Here is a 15403-nt window from a genome sequence, read left to right as displayed (position 1 = left end):
TCCAGCATCTCGCAGGCGTCCGACATCGGTCGGCGACCGCCCGGATCGCACGCGCAGGGAGGCGGCGATGAAGCATCTCGACCTGGTCGGCAGCACCACCGTCATCACAGGCGCCGCGAACGGCATGGGGGCCGAGATCGCGAGGCTGCTCGCTCCCCGCGGCGTGCACCTGGCCCTCCTCGACCACGACCGTGCCGCGCTCGACGCCCTCGCGACCGAGCTGGCCGGCACCACCGTGACGACGCACGTGGTCGACCTCCGCGACGACGACGCGGTCTTCGCGACCGCCGCGCAGATCACCGCCGTGCATCCGCGGATCACCGCCCTGATCACGTGCGCCGGCTCGTCCATGCTCGGCGACCTCGACCAGCTGACCATGGAGGAGATGCGCTGGCTGACCGACGTGAACCTCTGGGGCACCGTGTCGATCACCAAGGCCCTGCTGCCGTCGCTCCGTGCCGCGCCGGCCGCCCACATCACGCACCTGGCGAGCGTGTACGCCCTGGCCGCTCCCGCCGGCCGCATCCCGTACGCGCTGAGCAAGTTCGCCGTCCGCGGCTTCTCCGAGGCGCTGCGCCACGAGCTCGAGGGCACGACCGTCTCGGTCGGCGCGGTCTACCCGGCGGGCGTGCGCACCGGCATCATCCTGCACGGGCGGTACGCCGCCGCGATCGACCCCGCGGTGGCCGCCCGCGCCGCCGCCGCGCAGGCCGCGATGTACCACACCGACCCCGCCGACGCGGCTGCGCGCATCGTCCGCGCCACCGAGCGCCGGGCCGCCCGCACGATGGTCGGACGGGAGGCACGACTGATCGACGCGCTCGTGCGGCTCGCCCCGACCGCCTACTGGCGGGCCCTGCGCCGGCCGCTGCGTGCCGCGATCGACACCAGGACCCCGGTCGACTGAGCGGAGCCTCAGCGCACCGCGCCCACCCAGATGCCCGACGCCCAGGCCTGCTGTTCGCCGTTGCAGCCGACCGATCCGGGGAAGCCGCGTACCACGGCCATGCAGTTGGCGAGGAACTCCGGGTCGTTGCCGAACAGCGCCCCGTAGGAGCCCGACGAGGTGAGGGCGCCCCACACGCGGAACTGGTAGATATGCGCCAGCTCGTGCGCCATCGCCCAGTTCAGGCGGCCGGTGCTCCAGCCCGCGATGTCGGCGCGGTACTTGATGTACCCGTTGCTGTTCGCGCACGCGGGGGCGTTGCCGCCGGCGCACGACGACGACTCGTACAGCCCCACGCCGCCACCGCCCACGCGGTCGAGGGCGGCGCGCACGCGCGCGTAGCCGTCCGGCCCGCTCGTGCTCCAGGCGGGGCCGCCCGGGCCCGGGTTCTGCGACGCCTGCCACGACGCGACCTCGGTGCCGATCTTGGCCGTGATCGCATGGATCGTGGCCGTGGCCGCGACCACCGTGGCGGGGTCGTCGTCTTCGGCGAGCACGGTCTGCTGCACCGACAGCGCCGAAGCGCGATGCGTGGCCGTGTCGACCTTGCCGTCGGCGCCCTGCAGGGCGGTATTCAGCGCCGCGAGCTCGGTGAGGAACGCCGGGCGCACCTCCAGCACCGCTGCCCGATCGGACGTCGTCTGCTCGGCGCCTTCGATCGAGGCGGCCAGATAGTCGGTGCGCTGGGTGGCATCGCGGTACTGCCCGGTGAGGGCGCGCAGCTCGGCGATCGCGTCGAGCCGCTCGTGCTCCAGTGCGTCGGCGCGGGCGAGCACCCCGACGGCGAGCAGCACGGCGGCAGACAGCGTGACCGCGAGCACGCGCCGGATCACTTCAGGAACCCCGTGGTGTCGGCGATCTTCGCATCCTGCTCCGCGATCTGCGCGCGCAGGGCCGTGAGCTGCGCGGCCAGCTCCAGGTTGTCTCCGCGCGACGCCTCCAGCGCATCCTCGACGCGCGCGATCTCCGCCTTCACCGCGGCGACGGAGGCGGCGCGCTCCTGATCGGCGACGACCACGAGCGCGGCACCGCCCAGCAGCAGCAGGCCCCCGATGACGACAGCAAGACGGCGCATCCCGCTCCCCAGACAGCGACAGTGACCGGACCGGTTCCGACCGCACCAATATACAGCCGCGGTCCCGCGCTTCGTGGGCCGGTCGCGCGACGGATCAGAGTGCGACGTCGGCGCGGAACAGCCGCCGCTCGGCGGCCGCCTGCCCGCTGGCCAGGTGCGCGGGAAGAAGCGTGCGCAGCCGTTCGACGTCGCGCGCGGCGACGGCTTCCAGGATCACCCGGTGCTCCTCGGCCATCGCGACCAGGTCGTCGTGCTGCCCGAACAGCCAGCGCAGCCGGGTGAGGAACACCGCGATGAGCTCGCCGAGCATCTCGTTCCCGGCCAGGTCCACCGCGACCTCGTGGAACTCGGCGGCCGTGCGGCGCGCGGTCTCCGCGTCACCGTCTCGGGCCGCCGCCGCCTCCCGCTCATACGTGTGACGCAGCCGGGCGAGGCCGACCTCGTCGTGACGCTCCGCCGCGAACACGAAGATGAGGGTCTCGATGGCCTCTCGCACCTCAGCGAACGCGCGGATGTCGTCGTGCGTGAACTCCCGCACCACCGCCCACGAACGCGGTCGAGCGGTCACGACGCCCTCCGCGACCAGGGTACGGATGGCCTCGCGGACGGGAAGCCGCGAGACGTGCAGCTCGGCCGCGATGTCGCGTTCCACGAGCCGGGCGCCGGGGGGTCGCCGGCCCAGCACGATGTCGTCGCGCAGGATCCTCGTGACCCTGACCGACTCGAGCTCGCCGCCCGCCCCCATAGCCCCCGCCATCCGGGCATTGTCCCACCCCGGCCGGGGTTCCTCAACTTTTGGTATCCCAGCCGGGGTGGACGGGCTCGCCCGCGGCGACTCAGGGCAGGCGGTTCGCCTTCGCCAGGTTCGCCGTCAGCTCCTCGGCGTTCTGGCGCGTGACGTACGCGGGACGGTCGCGCTCGACCCGCCACGACTCGCTCAGCGGGCCGATGTTCACGGTGTCGAAGCCCGCCTGGTCGTAGAACCGGGTGACGAACGCCACCGCCTCGGCGTCGTCACCCGCGGTCGCCAGCGCGCGACGGTCCGGGGTGCCGGCCGGGGTGCCGCCGGTCGTGATGTCGCTCGCGTAGATGTGGTTGAACGCCTTGGCAATCTTCGAGGTCGGCAGCTGCTGCTGCAGCAGCTCGGACGTGGTCGTCTCGCCCCGGTCGAGAGCCTCGATGTGACCGTCACGCTCGAAGTAGTAGTTGTTGGTGTCGAGCACGATCTTGCCCGCCAGCTGCTCGGTCGGCAGCTGGTCGATCGCGTGCAGCGGCACGGTGACCACCGCCACGTCGGCGGCCGCCGCCGCCTCCTCCGCGGTCGCCGCCCGCGCCTTCGGGCCCAGCTCCGCGACGAGGTCGGCCAGCGTCTCCGGGCCGCGCGAGTTCGCGATCACCACGTCGTAGCCGTTCGCCACCGCGACGCGCGCGACCTGGCTGCCGATGTTGCCTGCACCGATGATTCCGAGAGTAGTCATGTTCGGCCCAACGCCGAGCGGGCGACTCTATTCCCGTGAATCGGTCATCGGGGACGGCTCACAGGCGCGTCAGTGCGTCCTCGGTCGCCACCCACGCGAGCATCGCGCACTTCACGCGCGCGACGTACTTCGAGACCCCGCCGAGCGCGGCCGCGTCGCCGAGCAGCTCCTCATCGGGTGCGATCGTGCCGCGCGAGCGCATGGCGTCGCGGAACGCCGCGATGCGCACCTCGAGCTCCGGCACGCTGAGCCCCTCGGCGAGCTCGGCCAGCAGCGACGCGGACGCCTGCGAGATCGCGCAGCCGTGCCCCTCCCACGCGATGGCATCGATCGTCCCGTCGTCGCCCCGGTGCACCTGCAGGGTGATCTCGTCACCGCACGTCGGGTTGAGCTGGTGCGACTGCGCCGGGATCTCGTCGCGCAGCCCGTAGCCGTGCGGCGTGCGCGAGTGGTCGAGGATCAGTTCCTGGTACAGGCTCTGCAGGTCGCTCATGCGCCCCTCCGGAAGAAGTCGATCGCCCCGGCGACACCCGCGATCACGGCGTCGACCTCGGCCTCGGTCGTGTACAGGTACGTGCTGGCCCTTGTCGACGACGTGACCCCGAGCCGCCGGTGCAGCGGCTGCGCGCAGTGGTGCCCGACACGCACCGCGATGCCCAGGTCGTCGAGGAACTGTCCGACGTCGTGCGCGTGGATGCCCGCCACGTCGAAGCTCGCGAGTCCCACGCGCGGCAGATCGATGCCGGCTCCGAGCACGCGCACGCCGTCGATCGCGCGGAGCCCGTCCACCAGGCGCCGGCCGAAGGCGGCCTCGTGCGCGGCGATGCGCGACATGCCCACCTCGTCCAGGTAGCCGACCGCCGCGGCGAGCGCGATCGCCTGCGACACCCGCTGCGTGCCCGCCTCGAAGCGCTGCGGCGGCGGCAGGTACTCGGCCTCGGTCGTGGTGACGGTCGTGATCATCGAGCCGCCCGTGAGGAACGGGGGCATCGCGGCCAGCACCTCGCGCCGGCCGTACAGCGCACCGATGCCCGTCGGCCCCAGCATCTTGTGGCCGGAGAGCACCGCGAAGTCCACGCCCAGCGCCCGCACGTCGAGCGGCAGGTGCGGGGCGGACTGGCACGCGTCGAGCAGCGTCAGGGCACCGACCCCGCGGGCGAGCGCGACCAGCTCGTCGACCGGGTTGATCACGCCGAGCACGTTGGACACGTGCGTGAAGGCGATCAGTTTCGTGCGCTCGGTGACGAGCTCGGCGGCGACGTCGAGCCGGAGGGCGCCGTCGTCGTCCAGCGGGATCACCCGCAGCGTGGCGCCCGTGCGCGCCGCGAGCTCCTGCCACGGGATGAGGTTGGCGTGGTGCTCCATCTCGGTGGTGACGATCTCGTCTCCCTCGCGGAGGCGCAGGCGCTCCGCGGCCGTGCCGCCGCGTCCGAGCGAGGCGTTCGAGAGGGAGTAGGCGACGAGGTTGATCGCCTCGGTCGCGTTCGAGGTCCATACGATCTCGTCGTCGTCGGCACCGACGAAGCGGGCGACGGCGGCCCGCGCATCCTCGAACAGCTCGGTCGCCTCGGCCGCCAGCGTGTGCGCACCCCGGTGCACCGCGGCGTTCATCGTGGTCGCGTAGTCGCGCTCGGCGTCGAGCACGGCGTCCGGTCGCTGCGACGTCGCGCCCGAGTCGAGGTACACCAGCGGATGGCCGTTCACCTGCGCGCGCAGGATCGGGAAGTCCCCGCGGATCCGCTGCACCTCGGTCTCGGTCAGCGGTGCGATCACGTCGACTCCGGGAGAAGCGCTCATCGTTCCAGTCTCCCATCTCCCGGACGCGGCCGGCGCGGGGGTCTGGGGCTACGACATGCGCGCGAGCCGGGCCCTGGCCATGCAGAACACGCCGTACAGAGCGAACCCCACCCCCACCGCGCCGAGCACCAGCCCGCCCAGCGGCAGCGCGAGCAGACTGTGCAGCGCCGCATCCAGTCCCGCGGCCTTCTCCGGGTCCTGGGTGACCGCGGCGACCACGAAAAGCACCCCCGTCACGGCGACCGCGACGCCCTTGCCGAGGTAGCCCGCCACCCCGAGCACCACGATGCCCGCGCGCCCCGCGCCGGTCGGCAGCTCGATCAGCTTCTCGAACGACCGCGTGATGCCGCTGCCGATGAAGCCGAGGCCCACGCCGACCACCGACAGGCCGAGGATCACCAGCAGCGCCACGCCCCCGGGCGCCGACAGCACGATCTCGCTGAGCGTGCGCGACGCGTCCTCCGACTCGGCACGACCGCCCACCGCGTAGATGATCGCGAGGACCGCGACCACGAGATAGGAGCCCGAGATCCCGGCGAGCTTGATACGACGGCCCCACTTCTTCGTCTCCGCGGGGTCGGCGGCGAGGAAGGCGCTGGCGATCTGCCAGGCGGCGAGCGCGATGAGCCCCACCGCGATCGACAGCAGCAGCAACCCGCCGATGGGGTTGTCGCGGATGCGCTCCATCGCCCCGTCCTGGTCGGCGTCGCCCGAACCGCCCACCGCGATGCTGAGGGCGATCGCGCCGATCACGACGTGGATGAGCCCCAGCACGACGAAGCCGACACGGGCGGTCCTCCGGAACGCGGTCGAGTCCTTCGCCGCGCGCGCCGCATGCTTCACGCTGCTCATGGGGGAAGCGTATCGCTCGGCATCCGAGCCGAAGAGGGGGTTGCTTTCGTCCGCGCCCGCGGTGAACTCACTCGACCCGCGCGACCGGCTGCCGCAGGATCGTGCGGAGTTTCGCGGGGTCGGTGCGGCGGATGTCGCTCAGGTACACCTCGTGGTGCCGACCGGTCATGCGCAGTCCGTGCTCCGGGATGAAGCGGTGGTGCAGCTCATCGAGCACCGGGGCCTCGTCGTCGAAGGGGCCGACGTGGAGCGTCTGCACGCACAGCCCCTCGTGCAGGGTCTCCAGCCGCACGGAGCGCAGGGCCGGCAGGGGCTCGCGCTTCTTCGCGCTCTTCGCCTCGACGGTGTCGACCGCCCGCGCGAAGAGGTCGGGGGTCACGTGGTCGCCCACCAGGAGAAGCAGCGTCCACTCCCACTGCGACTTGTCCCGGCGCGACGTGAACGACTCCATGTCGGCCGCGTGCCACAGCCCCTCGAGCGGCATCACGACGGTGTCGATGCCGAGCTCTTCACGGCTCGCGAACTTGAGCGTGTACGCCAGGGGGAACAGCGCCGCCACGGCCTGCGCATACACGGGCGACGTGTTGGGGTCTCCCGCGCCGTCGATCATGAGGTACCGCAGCGGCGGCACCTCGAGCACGCGGAACTCTCCGCGTCGTGCGCGGTAGGAGTCGAGGGTCTTCTTGGGGTCGATGGCCGCCATCGCCTGCCTCTCCGGGTGGGACTGCTCGGTGCGGCACAGTGTGCCAGGGGCCTCCGACACCGGGGCGGGACGGCTCGGCCGCCCCGCCCCGGTGACTCACTCCGCTTCCACGGGCAGCCACAGCTCGCACGAGGCCGTGTCTCCGCGGAACTCGCGATACCGCACCATCGACGGACCGGGGCGCAGTCGCCACGGGTTCGACGGGAACCACTCGGTCGCGGTGGCCGCCCACAGGTCCTGCAGGGTCTGCGGGAACGGGCCGTCGGCGGCGAACACGGCCCAGGTGCCCGCCTCGAGCCGCAGCACGTCGAGATCCTCCGGCACCGGGGTCGTCTCCTCCAGCGCGACGCCGTGGAGATACGTGAGCGGTGTGCCCTCGGGCGCGTCCGGCTCCACGTCGGCTGTCACGGCGAGGATGCCCGAGGGCTCCGCGTCGTTCAGACGCTTGAGCCGCGCGTGCTCCTCCGCCGGGATGGCCGCGATGTGCTGCTGGATGTGCGGGTTCTCGCCGCGGTGGATCAGCGGGACCTGCGTGGCATGACCGACCAGCTGGAGGGCGGGTCGGGGGGTGATGGTGACGTCCATCGGGGTGCTCCCTTCGACGCTCAGGCGGAACCGGAGCGTGGGTTGTGTACGGAGAGGACCCCCGTCACGGCGCGCCTCGGCCGGACCGATGCCGTGCACGGCGCGGAACGCCCTGCCGAACGCCTCGACCGAGCCGTAGCCGTGCCGCACGGCCACGTCGAGCAGGCTCGGCGCACCGCCGACCAGTTCCGCGGCGGCGATCGTCATCCGCCGACGGCGCACGTACTCCGACACGGGCATGCCCGCGAGGGCGGAGAACATCCGCCGCAGGTGGTACTCGGTCGTGCCGTGCGCACGCGCGACGGCCGCGACGTCGAGCTCCTCGTCCGGCGCGGCTTCGACGCGGTCGATCAGGGCGTTGAGGGTGCCGATCATGGGTTCCTCCTTTCCCCACCAGCGTGTCCGTCCATCGGGGTGCGGCACCCGATCATTCTGGTCCGTTCCGGTCGTGTGCCGCCGCTCCCCCGCAGCGTTCACACCCCGTTTGACTGCACTGTGAACACGCATCCCGTATCGTCGGAGTTTCTGGGGGAGCACGGGGAGCGAGTCGGCATGCAGGTGAGAGACCTCCTCTTCGGCGTCCCCTCCGGCCTCCCGCCGCTCGCAGACACCGAGGATCCGTTCGCCGACGCCCTCGCTCTCGTGGACGCTCAGGTCACGCGCGTGATCGTCGACATCCCGGCCGGTGTGGTCGGGGTGCTGCTGGAACTGCGCCAGTCGACCCGGCTCCGCGGCACGACGGCCCTGCTGCGGGTGACCGGGGCGGTGCGCCAGGAGTGGACGGGCTCCGCGTCGGCCAACCGCTTCACGGCGTGGTCGATCACGGACGCTGCGGTCGACCGCGACCTCACCGCGATCCGCATCGCCCTGCACTGCCTGCCGGCGGGGTCGCTGCACCTGACGGGGACCGCGGCGGACTTCGTGCTGCTCTCCGCGCGACCCGATCGCACGCCGCCCTCCTCGACCGATCCCGCCGCCCTGCTCCGGTTCGGCGTGGTCGACGAGTCCACCGTGTGCGACCCGCTCGGCGCCGCGCACCTGCGCTCCTCGGCACCGTTCCCGCGCCACTGAGCGGCGACCGCACGGGCGGACCGCGGGCGACTCGTGCTGCGCGATCGCTCGAGATCGAGCGCCGTACCGTGATCGCGGTTCGCGGGGGAAGAACTGGCGGAGACGAGGGGATTTGAACCCCTGGTCCCCGTAAGGGGACTCCACCTTAGCAGGGTGGTGCACTAGGCCGGACTATGCGACGTCTCCAGGCATCCGGCCCGAGAGCGCGGATGCACTCGACCAGTGTAACGGGTTCGACGCGCCCTGACGAACCGCGGCCACGGCCGCGCCTCCCGACCCGCGCGCGACCGGCTGGGATACTGGCCGCGCGCGGGAGTCACACCACCGCGACGGAGAGGATCGCCATGAATCCGCACCCGCACGTCGGCGCTTCCCTGGGCACCGAGGACAGCGCCTGGAGCTACCGGGCGGTCGGCTACGCGATCGTGCTGCTGCTCTTGGGCGTCTCGTACGGCCTGTGCGCCGCGCAGCCGAGCGCCGACCCGAGCCCGTGGGCGTTCCTGGTCATGCTCGCGACGGTCGCGATCGTGTTCCGCGTGACGGGCGCCCGTGCGCTCGTGCAGCGGGTGACGTGGGTCGTGCTGTCCACCGCGGGCGCGGCGGCCCTGCTGGCGACCTTCTTCGGCACCGGCAGTCCCGCCCTGGCGGTCGGGTTGTCCGCGGCCTCGATGGTGGCACTGCTCGTCGCACCGTGGGCGATCATCGCGCATCAGGTCACGCGACGCGGGCTCGACATCGAGGCGCTGCTCGCCGCGGTGACGGCGTACATCCTGGTGGGGATGTTCTTCGCCTTCGCGTACAACCTCGCCTCGCAGTTCCTGTCGCAACCGCTCTTCATCGGAGCGGAGACCGACTCGCTCGGCGATCAGCTGTTCTTCTCCTTCACCGCCCTCACCACGACCGGCTACGGCAACCTCATCCCCCGGGGCGCCGGCATGCAGGCCGTCGCGGTGGCCGAGGGCATCACGGGGCAGCTGTTCCTGATCACGGCGGTCGCCCGCATCATGCGCGGCGCGAGCGCCCAGCACCGGTCGTCGGCCTCAGCCTGACGGCATCGCCGGCGGGGTCACGCGCCGGTCGTGGAGCGCCGCGCCACCAGCTCGGGGCGGAACAGCACGTGCTCGGGCTCCGGCGCCCGCTCCCCCTGACCCTGCAGCAGCAGATCGACCGCGGTGGAGCCGATCAGGGCGGCGGGCTGACGCACCGAGCTGAGCGGGATCACGGCGGCCGCGGCGAAGTCGATGTCGTCGTAGCCGATGATCGCGATGTCGTCGGGCACCCGGGCGTCTCCGGTCATCACGAGGCTCTGCAGCAGGCCGAGCGCGACGAGGTCGTTCGCCGCGAACACGGCATCCGGACGATCCGCCGGGGAGCGGCCGAGGATCCGCGACCCCGCCTGCCTCCCCTCCTCGACCGTGAGAGCGGCGGTCGCGAGGAACTCCAGGGCGACCCCGGCGTCGGCGGCCGCGGCCTGTGCCCCGCTGAGCCGGTCGGACACCTGCCGCAGTGACACGGGTCCCCCGACGAAGGCGATCCGCCGACGGCCGACCGCGAGCAGATGCTCCATGGCGATCCGGCCGCCCTCCACGTCGTCGACGGCGACCGAGGCGAAGCGCTCGTCCTGCGACTCCCGGTCGACGAGCACCGCGTGCGTGCCGCGCTCGTGCATGCGCGCCAGGCGCGGCAGCGACTCGGCCACGGGCGTCACCAGCACGCCCGTCACCCGCTGCTCCTCGAACAGGTCGAGGTGCATGGCCTCGCGTTCCTGCTTCTCGTCGCTGTTGGCCACCAGCACCGAGAGCCCGTGCTGATCGGCGCGCTCCTCGGCGCCGCGGATCACCTCAGCGAAGAAGGGGTTGCGGATGTCGAGCACGACCAGTCCGATGGTGCGGCTGCGTCCGGCGCGGAGCTGCCTGGCCGCGTCGTTGCGCACGAAGCCGAGCCGATCGATCGACGCCTGGACCCTGGCCACCGTCTCGGCGGCCACCTTCTCCGGCCGGTTGAGGACGTTCGACACCGTGCCGACCGAGACACCCGCGTCCTCCGCGACCTCGCGCACGCTGACCGCCATCCGCGACCTCCCGTCCTCCGGCGTGTGAAACGACTCACATTCCGCTCGGGACTCACACTCTCATGCCGTCTTGACAGCAGTCAACACATCGCCTAATCTCATCTCCGACAGGGTTTGAAACGATTCATTCCCTCAATGGAGAGAGAAATGATGTCCTCACCCGCGACGGCGCCCGTGCTCGAGCTCGCCGGCGTCCAGAAGGCCTTCGGCTCGGTGATCGCCCTGCGCTCCGGCACGATCACGGTCGACCCCGGCTCCATCCACGCGCTCGTCGGCGAGAACGGTGCCGGGAAGTCCACGCTCGTGAAGATCGTCGCCGGCCTCTACCAGCGCGACGCCGGAACGTTCCGCCTGAACGGGGCCGGCGTGGACTTCACCTCCACCGCCCAGTCCAAGGCAGCCGGTGTCGCCGTCATCTACCAGGAGCCGACGCTCTTCCCCGACCTGTCGGTGACCGAGAACATCTTCATGGGCCGCCAGCCCCTCGGACGCTTCGGCCGCATCGACCGGAAGGCCATGCGGCACGAGGTCGAGCGGCTCTTCACCCGCCTCGGCGTCACCATCGACCCCGACCGCCCCGCGGAGGGGCTCTCGATCGCCGACCAGCAGGTGATCGAGATCGCCAAGGCCGTCTCCCTCGACGCGGCACTGCTCATCATGGACGAGCCCACCGCCGCCCTGTCCGGCGTGGAGGTCGAGCGCCTGTTCGCGATCGCGCGCAGCCTGCGCGACGAGGGGCGCGGCCTCATCTTCATCTCGCACCGCTTCGACGAGGTGTTCGCCCTCTGCGACACCGTCACCGTGATGCGTGACGGCGCGTACATCGCCACCTCCGCCGTGGCCGACACCACGGTCGACAAGCTCGTGCGCCAGATGGTGGGCCGCGAGGTCGCCGAGCTGTTCCCCAAGCAGGAGGCCGCGATCGGCGAACCGCTGCTCGAGGTGGAGGGCCTCACCAGCCCCGGGCTCTTCCACGACATCTCGTTCACCGTGCGCGCGGGCGAGATCGTCGGACTCGCCGGGCTCGTCGGCGCGGGACGCAGCGAGGTCGCCCGGGCCGTGTTCGGCGTGGACGGCTACCGCGAGGGCACGGTCCGCATGACCGGCCGGCGCATCCCCCCGCGGCGCCCCGTCGACGCCATGCGGGCGGGACTCGCGCTCGTCCCCGAGGACCGTCGCAAGCAGGGCCTCGTGATCGAGTCCGGCGTGGGCGGCAACATCACCCTCGCGATCCGCCGGCGTCTGGCCCGGCTCGGCCTGCTGACGACCGCGATGGAGAACCGGGCCGCCCGTGAGTGGGCCTCGCGCCTCGAGGTGAAGACGCACGCGCTCGACACGGTCGCCGCCACGCTCTCCGGCGGCAACCAGCAGAAGGTCGTCCTGGCGAAGTGGCTCGCGACGCAGCCCCGGGTGCTGCTGATCGACGAGCCCACCCGCGGCATCGACGTCGGCACCAAATCCGAGGTGCACCGGCTGCTCTCCCAGCTCGCCGGCCAGGGCATGGGCATCCTCATGATCTCGTCGGAGCTACCAGAAGTGCTCGGCATGGCCGACCGGGTGCTGGTGATGCGCGAGGGCCGCATCACCGCCGAGATCCCCCGCTCGGAGGCCACCTCCGAGAACGTCATGTTCGCCGCGACGCACGCATCGGAGCTCTCCTCGTGACCACCGCCATCCCCGTCTCCGCGCTCACCACGCGCATCTCCGGCATCGGCAGGGCGCGCGAGTTCGGCATCCTGCTCGCCCTGGTGCTCGTGATCACCGCCGCGACCCTCAACAACCCGAAGTTCCTGTTCAGCGCCGACGGCTGGCGCGACCTGCTGCTCACGCCCTCGATCCTCGTGCTCGTCGCGGTCGGTCAGGCCATCGTGCTCATCACCCGCAACGTCGACCTCTCCGTCGGCTCGGTCATGGGACTCACGGCCTACCTCACCGGACGGCTCTTCATCGACGTGCCCGGCATCCCCATCGTGCTCGTCGTGATCGCCGCCGTCGTGCTCGGCGCCCTCCTCGGACTCGTCAACGGCGCCCTCGTCGCCTACGCGAAGGTGCCCGCCATGGTCATCACGCTCGGCACGCTCTACGCCTACCGGGGCATCAACGTGCTGTGGACCGGCAGCGACCGCGTCAACGCCTCCGACCTCCCCCGCGACTTCCTGGCGCTGGGCACCGGACAGCTCCTGGGCATCCCGATCCTCGCGGTCGTCGCGGTGATCGTGCTCGCCGCGGCCGCCTGGTACCTGAAGAACACGCGCGGCGGGCGGGAGTTCTACGCGATCGGCTCCGACCCCGCAGCCGCCGAGCTGTACGGCCTGCGCGTCACGCGCCGCGTGCTGACCGCGTTCGTCCTGTCGGGTGCGCTCGCCGGGCTCGCCGGGGTGTTCTACGCGGCACGCTACGGCACCATCAACTCCCAGGCCGGAGCCGGATGGGAGCTCGACGCGGTCGGCGCCGCGGTGATCGGCGGCGTCGCCATCACGGGCGGCATCGGCTCGGTCTGGGGTGCGGCGATCGGAGCCGTGCTGCTGCTCACCATCAACCGTGCCCTGCCGATCCTCGGCATCCCCGACTTCTGGCAGCGCGCCGTCGTCGGCCTGCTCATCATCGGCGCCATCGTGCTCGACCGCGTGCTCGCGGTCCGGCAGAGACGGCGGCTCATCGAGGCGAGGGACCAGTCATGACCACCGCGACCACCACCACCGCGAGCGCCCGCGTCATCCGCGACTACGACAAGCCGCTGTGGCGCCGGCTGCTCCTCACGCGCGAGGCCGCGATCGTCGGGCTGCTGATCGTCGTGGCCGTCGTGGCCGCCACGAGCATCCGCGGCTTCGGTCAGCCGATCACCCTCACCTACCTGCTGCTCGACATCGCCCCGATCCTGCTGATCGCGCTGCCGATGACGCTGATCATGATCACGGGCGAGATCGACCTCTCGGTCGGCAGCATGGTCGGACTGTCCAGCGTGGTCACCGGAGCGCTCGTGCAGGGCGGCCTCCCGTTCGAGATCGCCGCGCTCGCCGCGCTCGCGGTCGGCATCGTCGGCGGCGCGTTCAACGGCTTCCTGGTGACCGTCGTCGGGCTCCCCTCGCTCGCGGTCACGATCGGCACGCTCGCGCTCTACCGCGGCCTCGCGGTGGGCCTGCTCGGCACGGCCGCCGTCACCGACTTCCCGGAGTTCTGGAGCGACCTCGCGAAGGCCAAGATCGCCGGCACGCCCATCCCCGTCATCACCATCCCGTTCCTGGTGCTGGTGGCCGTGTTCGCGGTCCTGCTGCACTTCACCCCGTTCGGTCGCGGCGTGTACGCGGTGGGACTGTCGAAGGACGCCGCGCACTTCTCCGGCGTGCACGTCGAGCGCACCAAGCTCGTGCTCTTCGTGCTCTCCGGCGCGGTCGCCGCCTTCGCCGGCATCTTCTACACGCTCCGCTACGGCAGCGCCCGCGGCGACAACGCCACGGGCCTCGAGCTCCAGGTGATCGCCGCCGTCGTCCTCGGCGGGGTGTCCGTCTTCGGCGGTCGCGGCAAGATCTACGGCGTCATCGCCGCCGCCTTCCTCATCGGGGCGCTCGCGAGCGCGCTCCGCCTGGTGAACGTCACCTCCGACGTCATCAACATCATCACCGGCACGCTCCTCGTGATCTCGGTGGTGGCCGCAAGCGTCCTGGCCTGGCTGCAGAAAGCACGCCGCCGACCGGGCAGAACCCCCGCCGGTGCCGGCACCACAGCGCCAGGGGCACCGATGGACGCCGCGACCGCGGCATCCCCCGACGAAAGGAACGAACAATGACGTTTGCACGCAAGCGCGTGACCGCCTTCGCCGCCCTCGCGGTGGCCGCGGCGGTCGCCCTCACCGGCTGCGCCGGATCCGGCGACGGCGGCAGCGGCAGCGGCGGAGAAGGCGGCGGCGACGCCTCGATCACCTTCCTGCCCAAGAACCTCGGCAACCCGTACTTCGACACGTCCAGCGAGGGCGGCAAGAAGGCCGTCGAGGAGTTCGGCGGCACGTTCTCCGAGGTGGGACCGGCCGAGGCCACGCCCGACGCCCAGGTCAGCTACATCAACACCGCCACGCAGCAGGGCGTCGGCGCGCTCGTCGTCTCGGCGAACGACCCCAAGGCCATCTGCGACGCCCTGAACGAGGCCCGCGACGCGGGTGTCAAGGTCGTCACGTTCGACTCCGACACCAACACCGAGTGCCGCGACCTGTTCATCAACCAGGCCGACTCCGAGGGCATCGCGAAGGTGCAGATCGACCAGATCGCCGAGCAGATCGGCGGCGCGGGCGAGATCGCGATCCTCTCCGCCTCGGCCAACGCGACCAACCAGAACGCGTGGATCGACCTGATGAAGGAGTACGTCGCGAGCGACTACCCCGACATCACGATCGTCGAGACCGTGTACGGCGACGACGACGACCAGACGTCCTTCGACAAGACCGCGGCACTGCTGCAGAGCCACCCCGACCTGAAGGGCATCGTGTCGCCCACCACGGTCGGCATCGCGGCCGCCGCGCGCTACCTCTCCACGTCCGACTACAAGGGCACCGTGGCCCTCACCGGGCTCGGCACCCCGAACCAGATGCGCGAGTACGTGGAGGACGGCACCGTCACGTCGTTCGCGCTGTGGAACCCGGAAGACCTCGGCTACCTCGCCGCGTTCGCCGCCCACGCCCTCATCGCCGGAGACATCACCGGCAAGGAAGGCGACACGTTCGACGCGGGCGACCTCGGCGAGTACACGGTCGGCGCCGACGGCGTCGTGCTGCTGGGCGACCCGTTCGTGTTCGACGCCGACAACATCGGCGACTTCGACTTCTGAGTCGCCC

The 15403-nt window shown here is 71.6% G+C and carries 17 protein-coding genes and 1 tRNA gene; 7 read left to right on the top strand and 11 right to left on the bottom strand.

What is annotated here, in order from left to right; all coding sequences use genetic code 11:
- Positions 1-67 precede the first annotated feature (67 nt).
- Positions 68-907: an SDR family NAD(P)-dependent oxidoreductase gene (locus KV394_RS08445; RefSeq protein WP_247982792.1), complete on the top strand. Its 840-nt coding sequence runs from the start codon at positions 68-70 to the stop codon at positions 905-907.
- 8 nt (positions 908-915) lie between these two features.
- Here KV394_RS08445 and KV394_RS08440 read toward each other — a convergent pair whose 3' ends face one another.
- The 9 genes from KV394_RS08440 to KV394_RS08400 form a co-directional block, all read right to left on the bottom strand.
- Positions 916-1779, bottom strand: coding sequence for a hypothetical protein (locus KV394_RS08440; protein ID WP_136035606.1), 864 nt, complete (start codon positions 1777-1779; stop codon positions 916-918).
- Complete coding sequence (locus KV394_RS08435; RefSeq protein WP_136028972.1) at positions 1776-2021, bottom strand: hypothetical protein; 246 nt, start codon at positions 2019-2021, stop codon at positions 1776-1778. The genes KV394_RS08440 and KV394_RS08435 overlap by 4 nt, the downstream gene beginning before the upstream one ends.
- A 94-nt stretch (positions 2022-2115) precedes the next feature.
- Positions 2116-2778, bottom strand: coding sequence for a GntR family transcriptional regulator (locus KV394_RS08430; protein WP_136028970.1), 663 nt, complete (start codon positions 2776-2778; stop codon positions 2116-2118).
- A gap of 79 nt (positions 2779-2857) precedes the next feature.
- The gene (locus tag KV394_RS08425; protein ID WP_136028968.1) at positions 2858-3499 is read right to left on the bottom strand and encodes an NADPH-dependent F420 reductase; all 642 of its coding nucleotides are present in this window, start codon (positions 3497-3499) and stop codon (positions 2858-2860) included.
- Positions 3500-3557: 58 nt separating this feature from the next.
- Positions 3558-3992 (bottom strand): Fe-S cluster assembly sulfur transfer protein SufU, encoded by a 435-nt coding sequence (gene sufU, locus KV394_RS08420; protein WP_136028966.1) that lies wholly within the window; start codon positions 3990-3992, stop codon positions 3558-3560.
- Complete coding sequence (locus KV394_RS08415; protein WP_136035604.1) at positions 3989-5296, bottom strand: aminotransferase class V-fold PLP-dependent enzyme; 1308 nt, start codon at positions 5294-5296, stop codon at positions 3989-3991. The genes sufU and KV394_RS08415 overlap by 4 nt, the downstream gene beginning before the upstream one ends.
- 48 nt (positions 5297-5344) lie before the next feature.
- The gene (locus KV394_RS08410) at positions 5345-6148 is read right to left on the bottom strand and encodes a DUF1206 domain-containing protein (RefSeq protein ID WP_136028962.1); all 804 of its coding nucleotides are present in this window, start codon (positions 6146-6148) and stop codon (positions 5345-5347) included.
- A 67-nt stretch (positions 6149-6215) separates the two neighbouring features.
- The gene (locus tag KV394_RS08405; RefSeq protein WP_136028959.1) at positions 6216-6851 is read right to left on the bottom strand and encodes a GyrI-like domain-containing protein; all 636 of its coding nucleotides are present in this window, start codon (positions 6849-6851) and stop codon (positions 6216-6218) included.
- A 96-nt stretch (positions 6852-6947) separates the two neighbouring features.
- Positions 6948-7811, bottom strand: a complete 864-nt coding sequence (locus tag KV394_RS08400) for an AraC family transcriptional regulator (RefSeq protein WP_136044937.1) — start codon at positions 7809-7811, stop codon at positions 6948-6950.
- A gap of 177 nt (positions 7812-7988) precedes the next feature.
- On the opposite strand from KV394_RS08400, the gene KV394_RS08395 reads away from it, so the two are divergent.
- The gene (locus tag KV394_RS08395; RefSeq protein WP_247638346.1) at positions 7989-8507 is read left to right on the top strand and encodes a hypothetical protein; all 519 of its coding nucleotides are present in this window, start codon (positions 7989-7991) and stop codon (positions 8505-8507) included.
- A 94-nt stretch (positions 8508-8601) separates the two neighbouring features.
- Here the strand turns inward: KV394_RS08395 and KV394_RS08390 are convergent.
- Positions 8602-8693, bottom strand: a tRNA-Ser gene (locus KV394_RS08390).
- 158 nt (positions 8694-8851) lie between these two features.
- Between KV394_RS08390 and KV394_RS08385 the strand changes: the two genes are divergently transcribed.
- Positions 8852-9556 carry a potassium channel family protein gene (locus KV394_RS08385; RefSeq protein ID WP_136028680.1) on the top strand — a complete coding sequence of 235 codons (705 nt, stop codon included), beginning with the start codon at positions 8852-8854 and terminating at the stop codon, positions 9554-9556.
- Between the two features lie 17 nt (positions 9557-9573).
- On the opposite strand, the gene KV394_RS08380 is transcribed toward KV394_RS08385, so the two are convergent.
- A complete protein-coding gene (locus tag KV394_RS08380; protein ID WP_247982791.1) occupies positions 9574-10578 on the bottom strand; it encodes a LacI family DNA-binding transcriptional regulator in 1005 nt (334 codons plus the stop codon).
- A 147-nt stretch (positions 10579-10725) separates the two neighbouring features.
- Between KV394_RS08380 and KV394_RS08375 the strand changes: the two genes are divergently transcribed.
- The 4 genes from KV394_RS08375 to rhaS are packed head-to-tail and all read left to right on the top strand — an operon-like array spanning position 10726 to position 15396.
- Positions 10726-12243: a sugar ABC transporter ATP-binding protein gene (locus tag KV394_RS08375; protein ID WP_247982790.1), complete on the top strand. Its 1518-nt coding sequence runs from the start codon at positions 10726-10728 to the stop codon at positions 12241-12243.
- Positions 12240-13259, top strand: a complete 1020-nt coding sequence (locus KV394_RS08370) for an ABC transporter permease (RefSeq protein WP_206251788.1) — start codon at positions 12240-12242, stop codon at positions 13257-13259. Before KV394_RS08375 ends, KV394_RS08370 begins: the two co-directional genes overlap by 4 nt.
- Positions 13256-14365, top strand: a complete 1110-nt coding sequence (locus KV394_RS08365; protein WP_247982789.1) for an ABC transporter permease — start codon at positions 13256-13258, stop codon at positions 14363-14365. Before KV394_RS08370 ends, KV394_RS08365 begins: the two co-directional genes overlap by 4 nt.
- Positions 14362-15396: a rhamnose ABC transporter substrate-binding protein gene (rhaS, locus tag KV394_RS08360; protein ID WP_136028676.1), complete on the top strand. Its 1035-nt coding sequence runs from the start codon at positions 14362-14364 to the stop codon at positions 15394-15396. The genes KV394_RS08365 and rhaS overlap by 4 nt, the downstream gene beginning before the upstream one ends.
- Positions 15397-15403: the final 7 nt, after the last annotated feature.

Origin of the sequence: Microbacterium sufflavum (genome assembly GCF_023101165.1) — a bacterium.
In the GTDB taxonomy this organism is placed as follows: domain Bacteria; phylum Actinomycetota; class Actinomycetes; order Actinomycetales; family Microbacteriaceae; genus Microbacterium; species Microbacterium sufflavum.
This window is presented reverse-complemented; position numbering and strand designations above follow the sequence as displayed.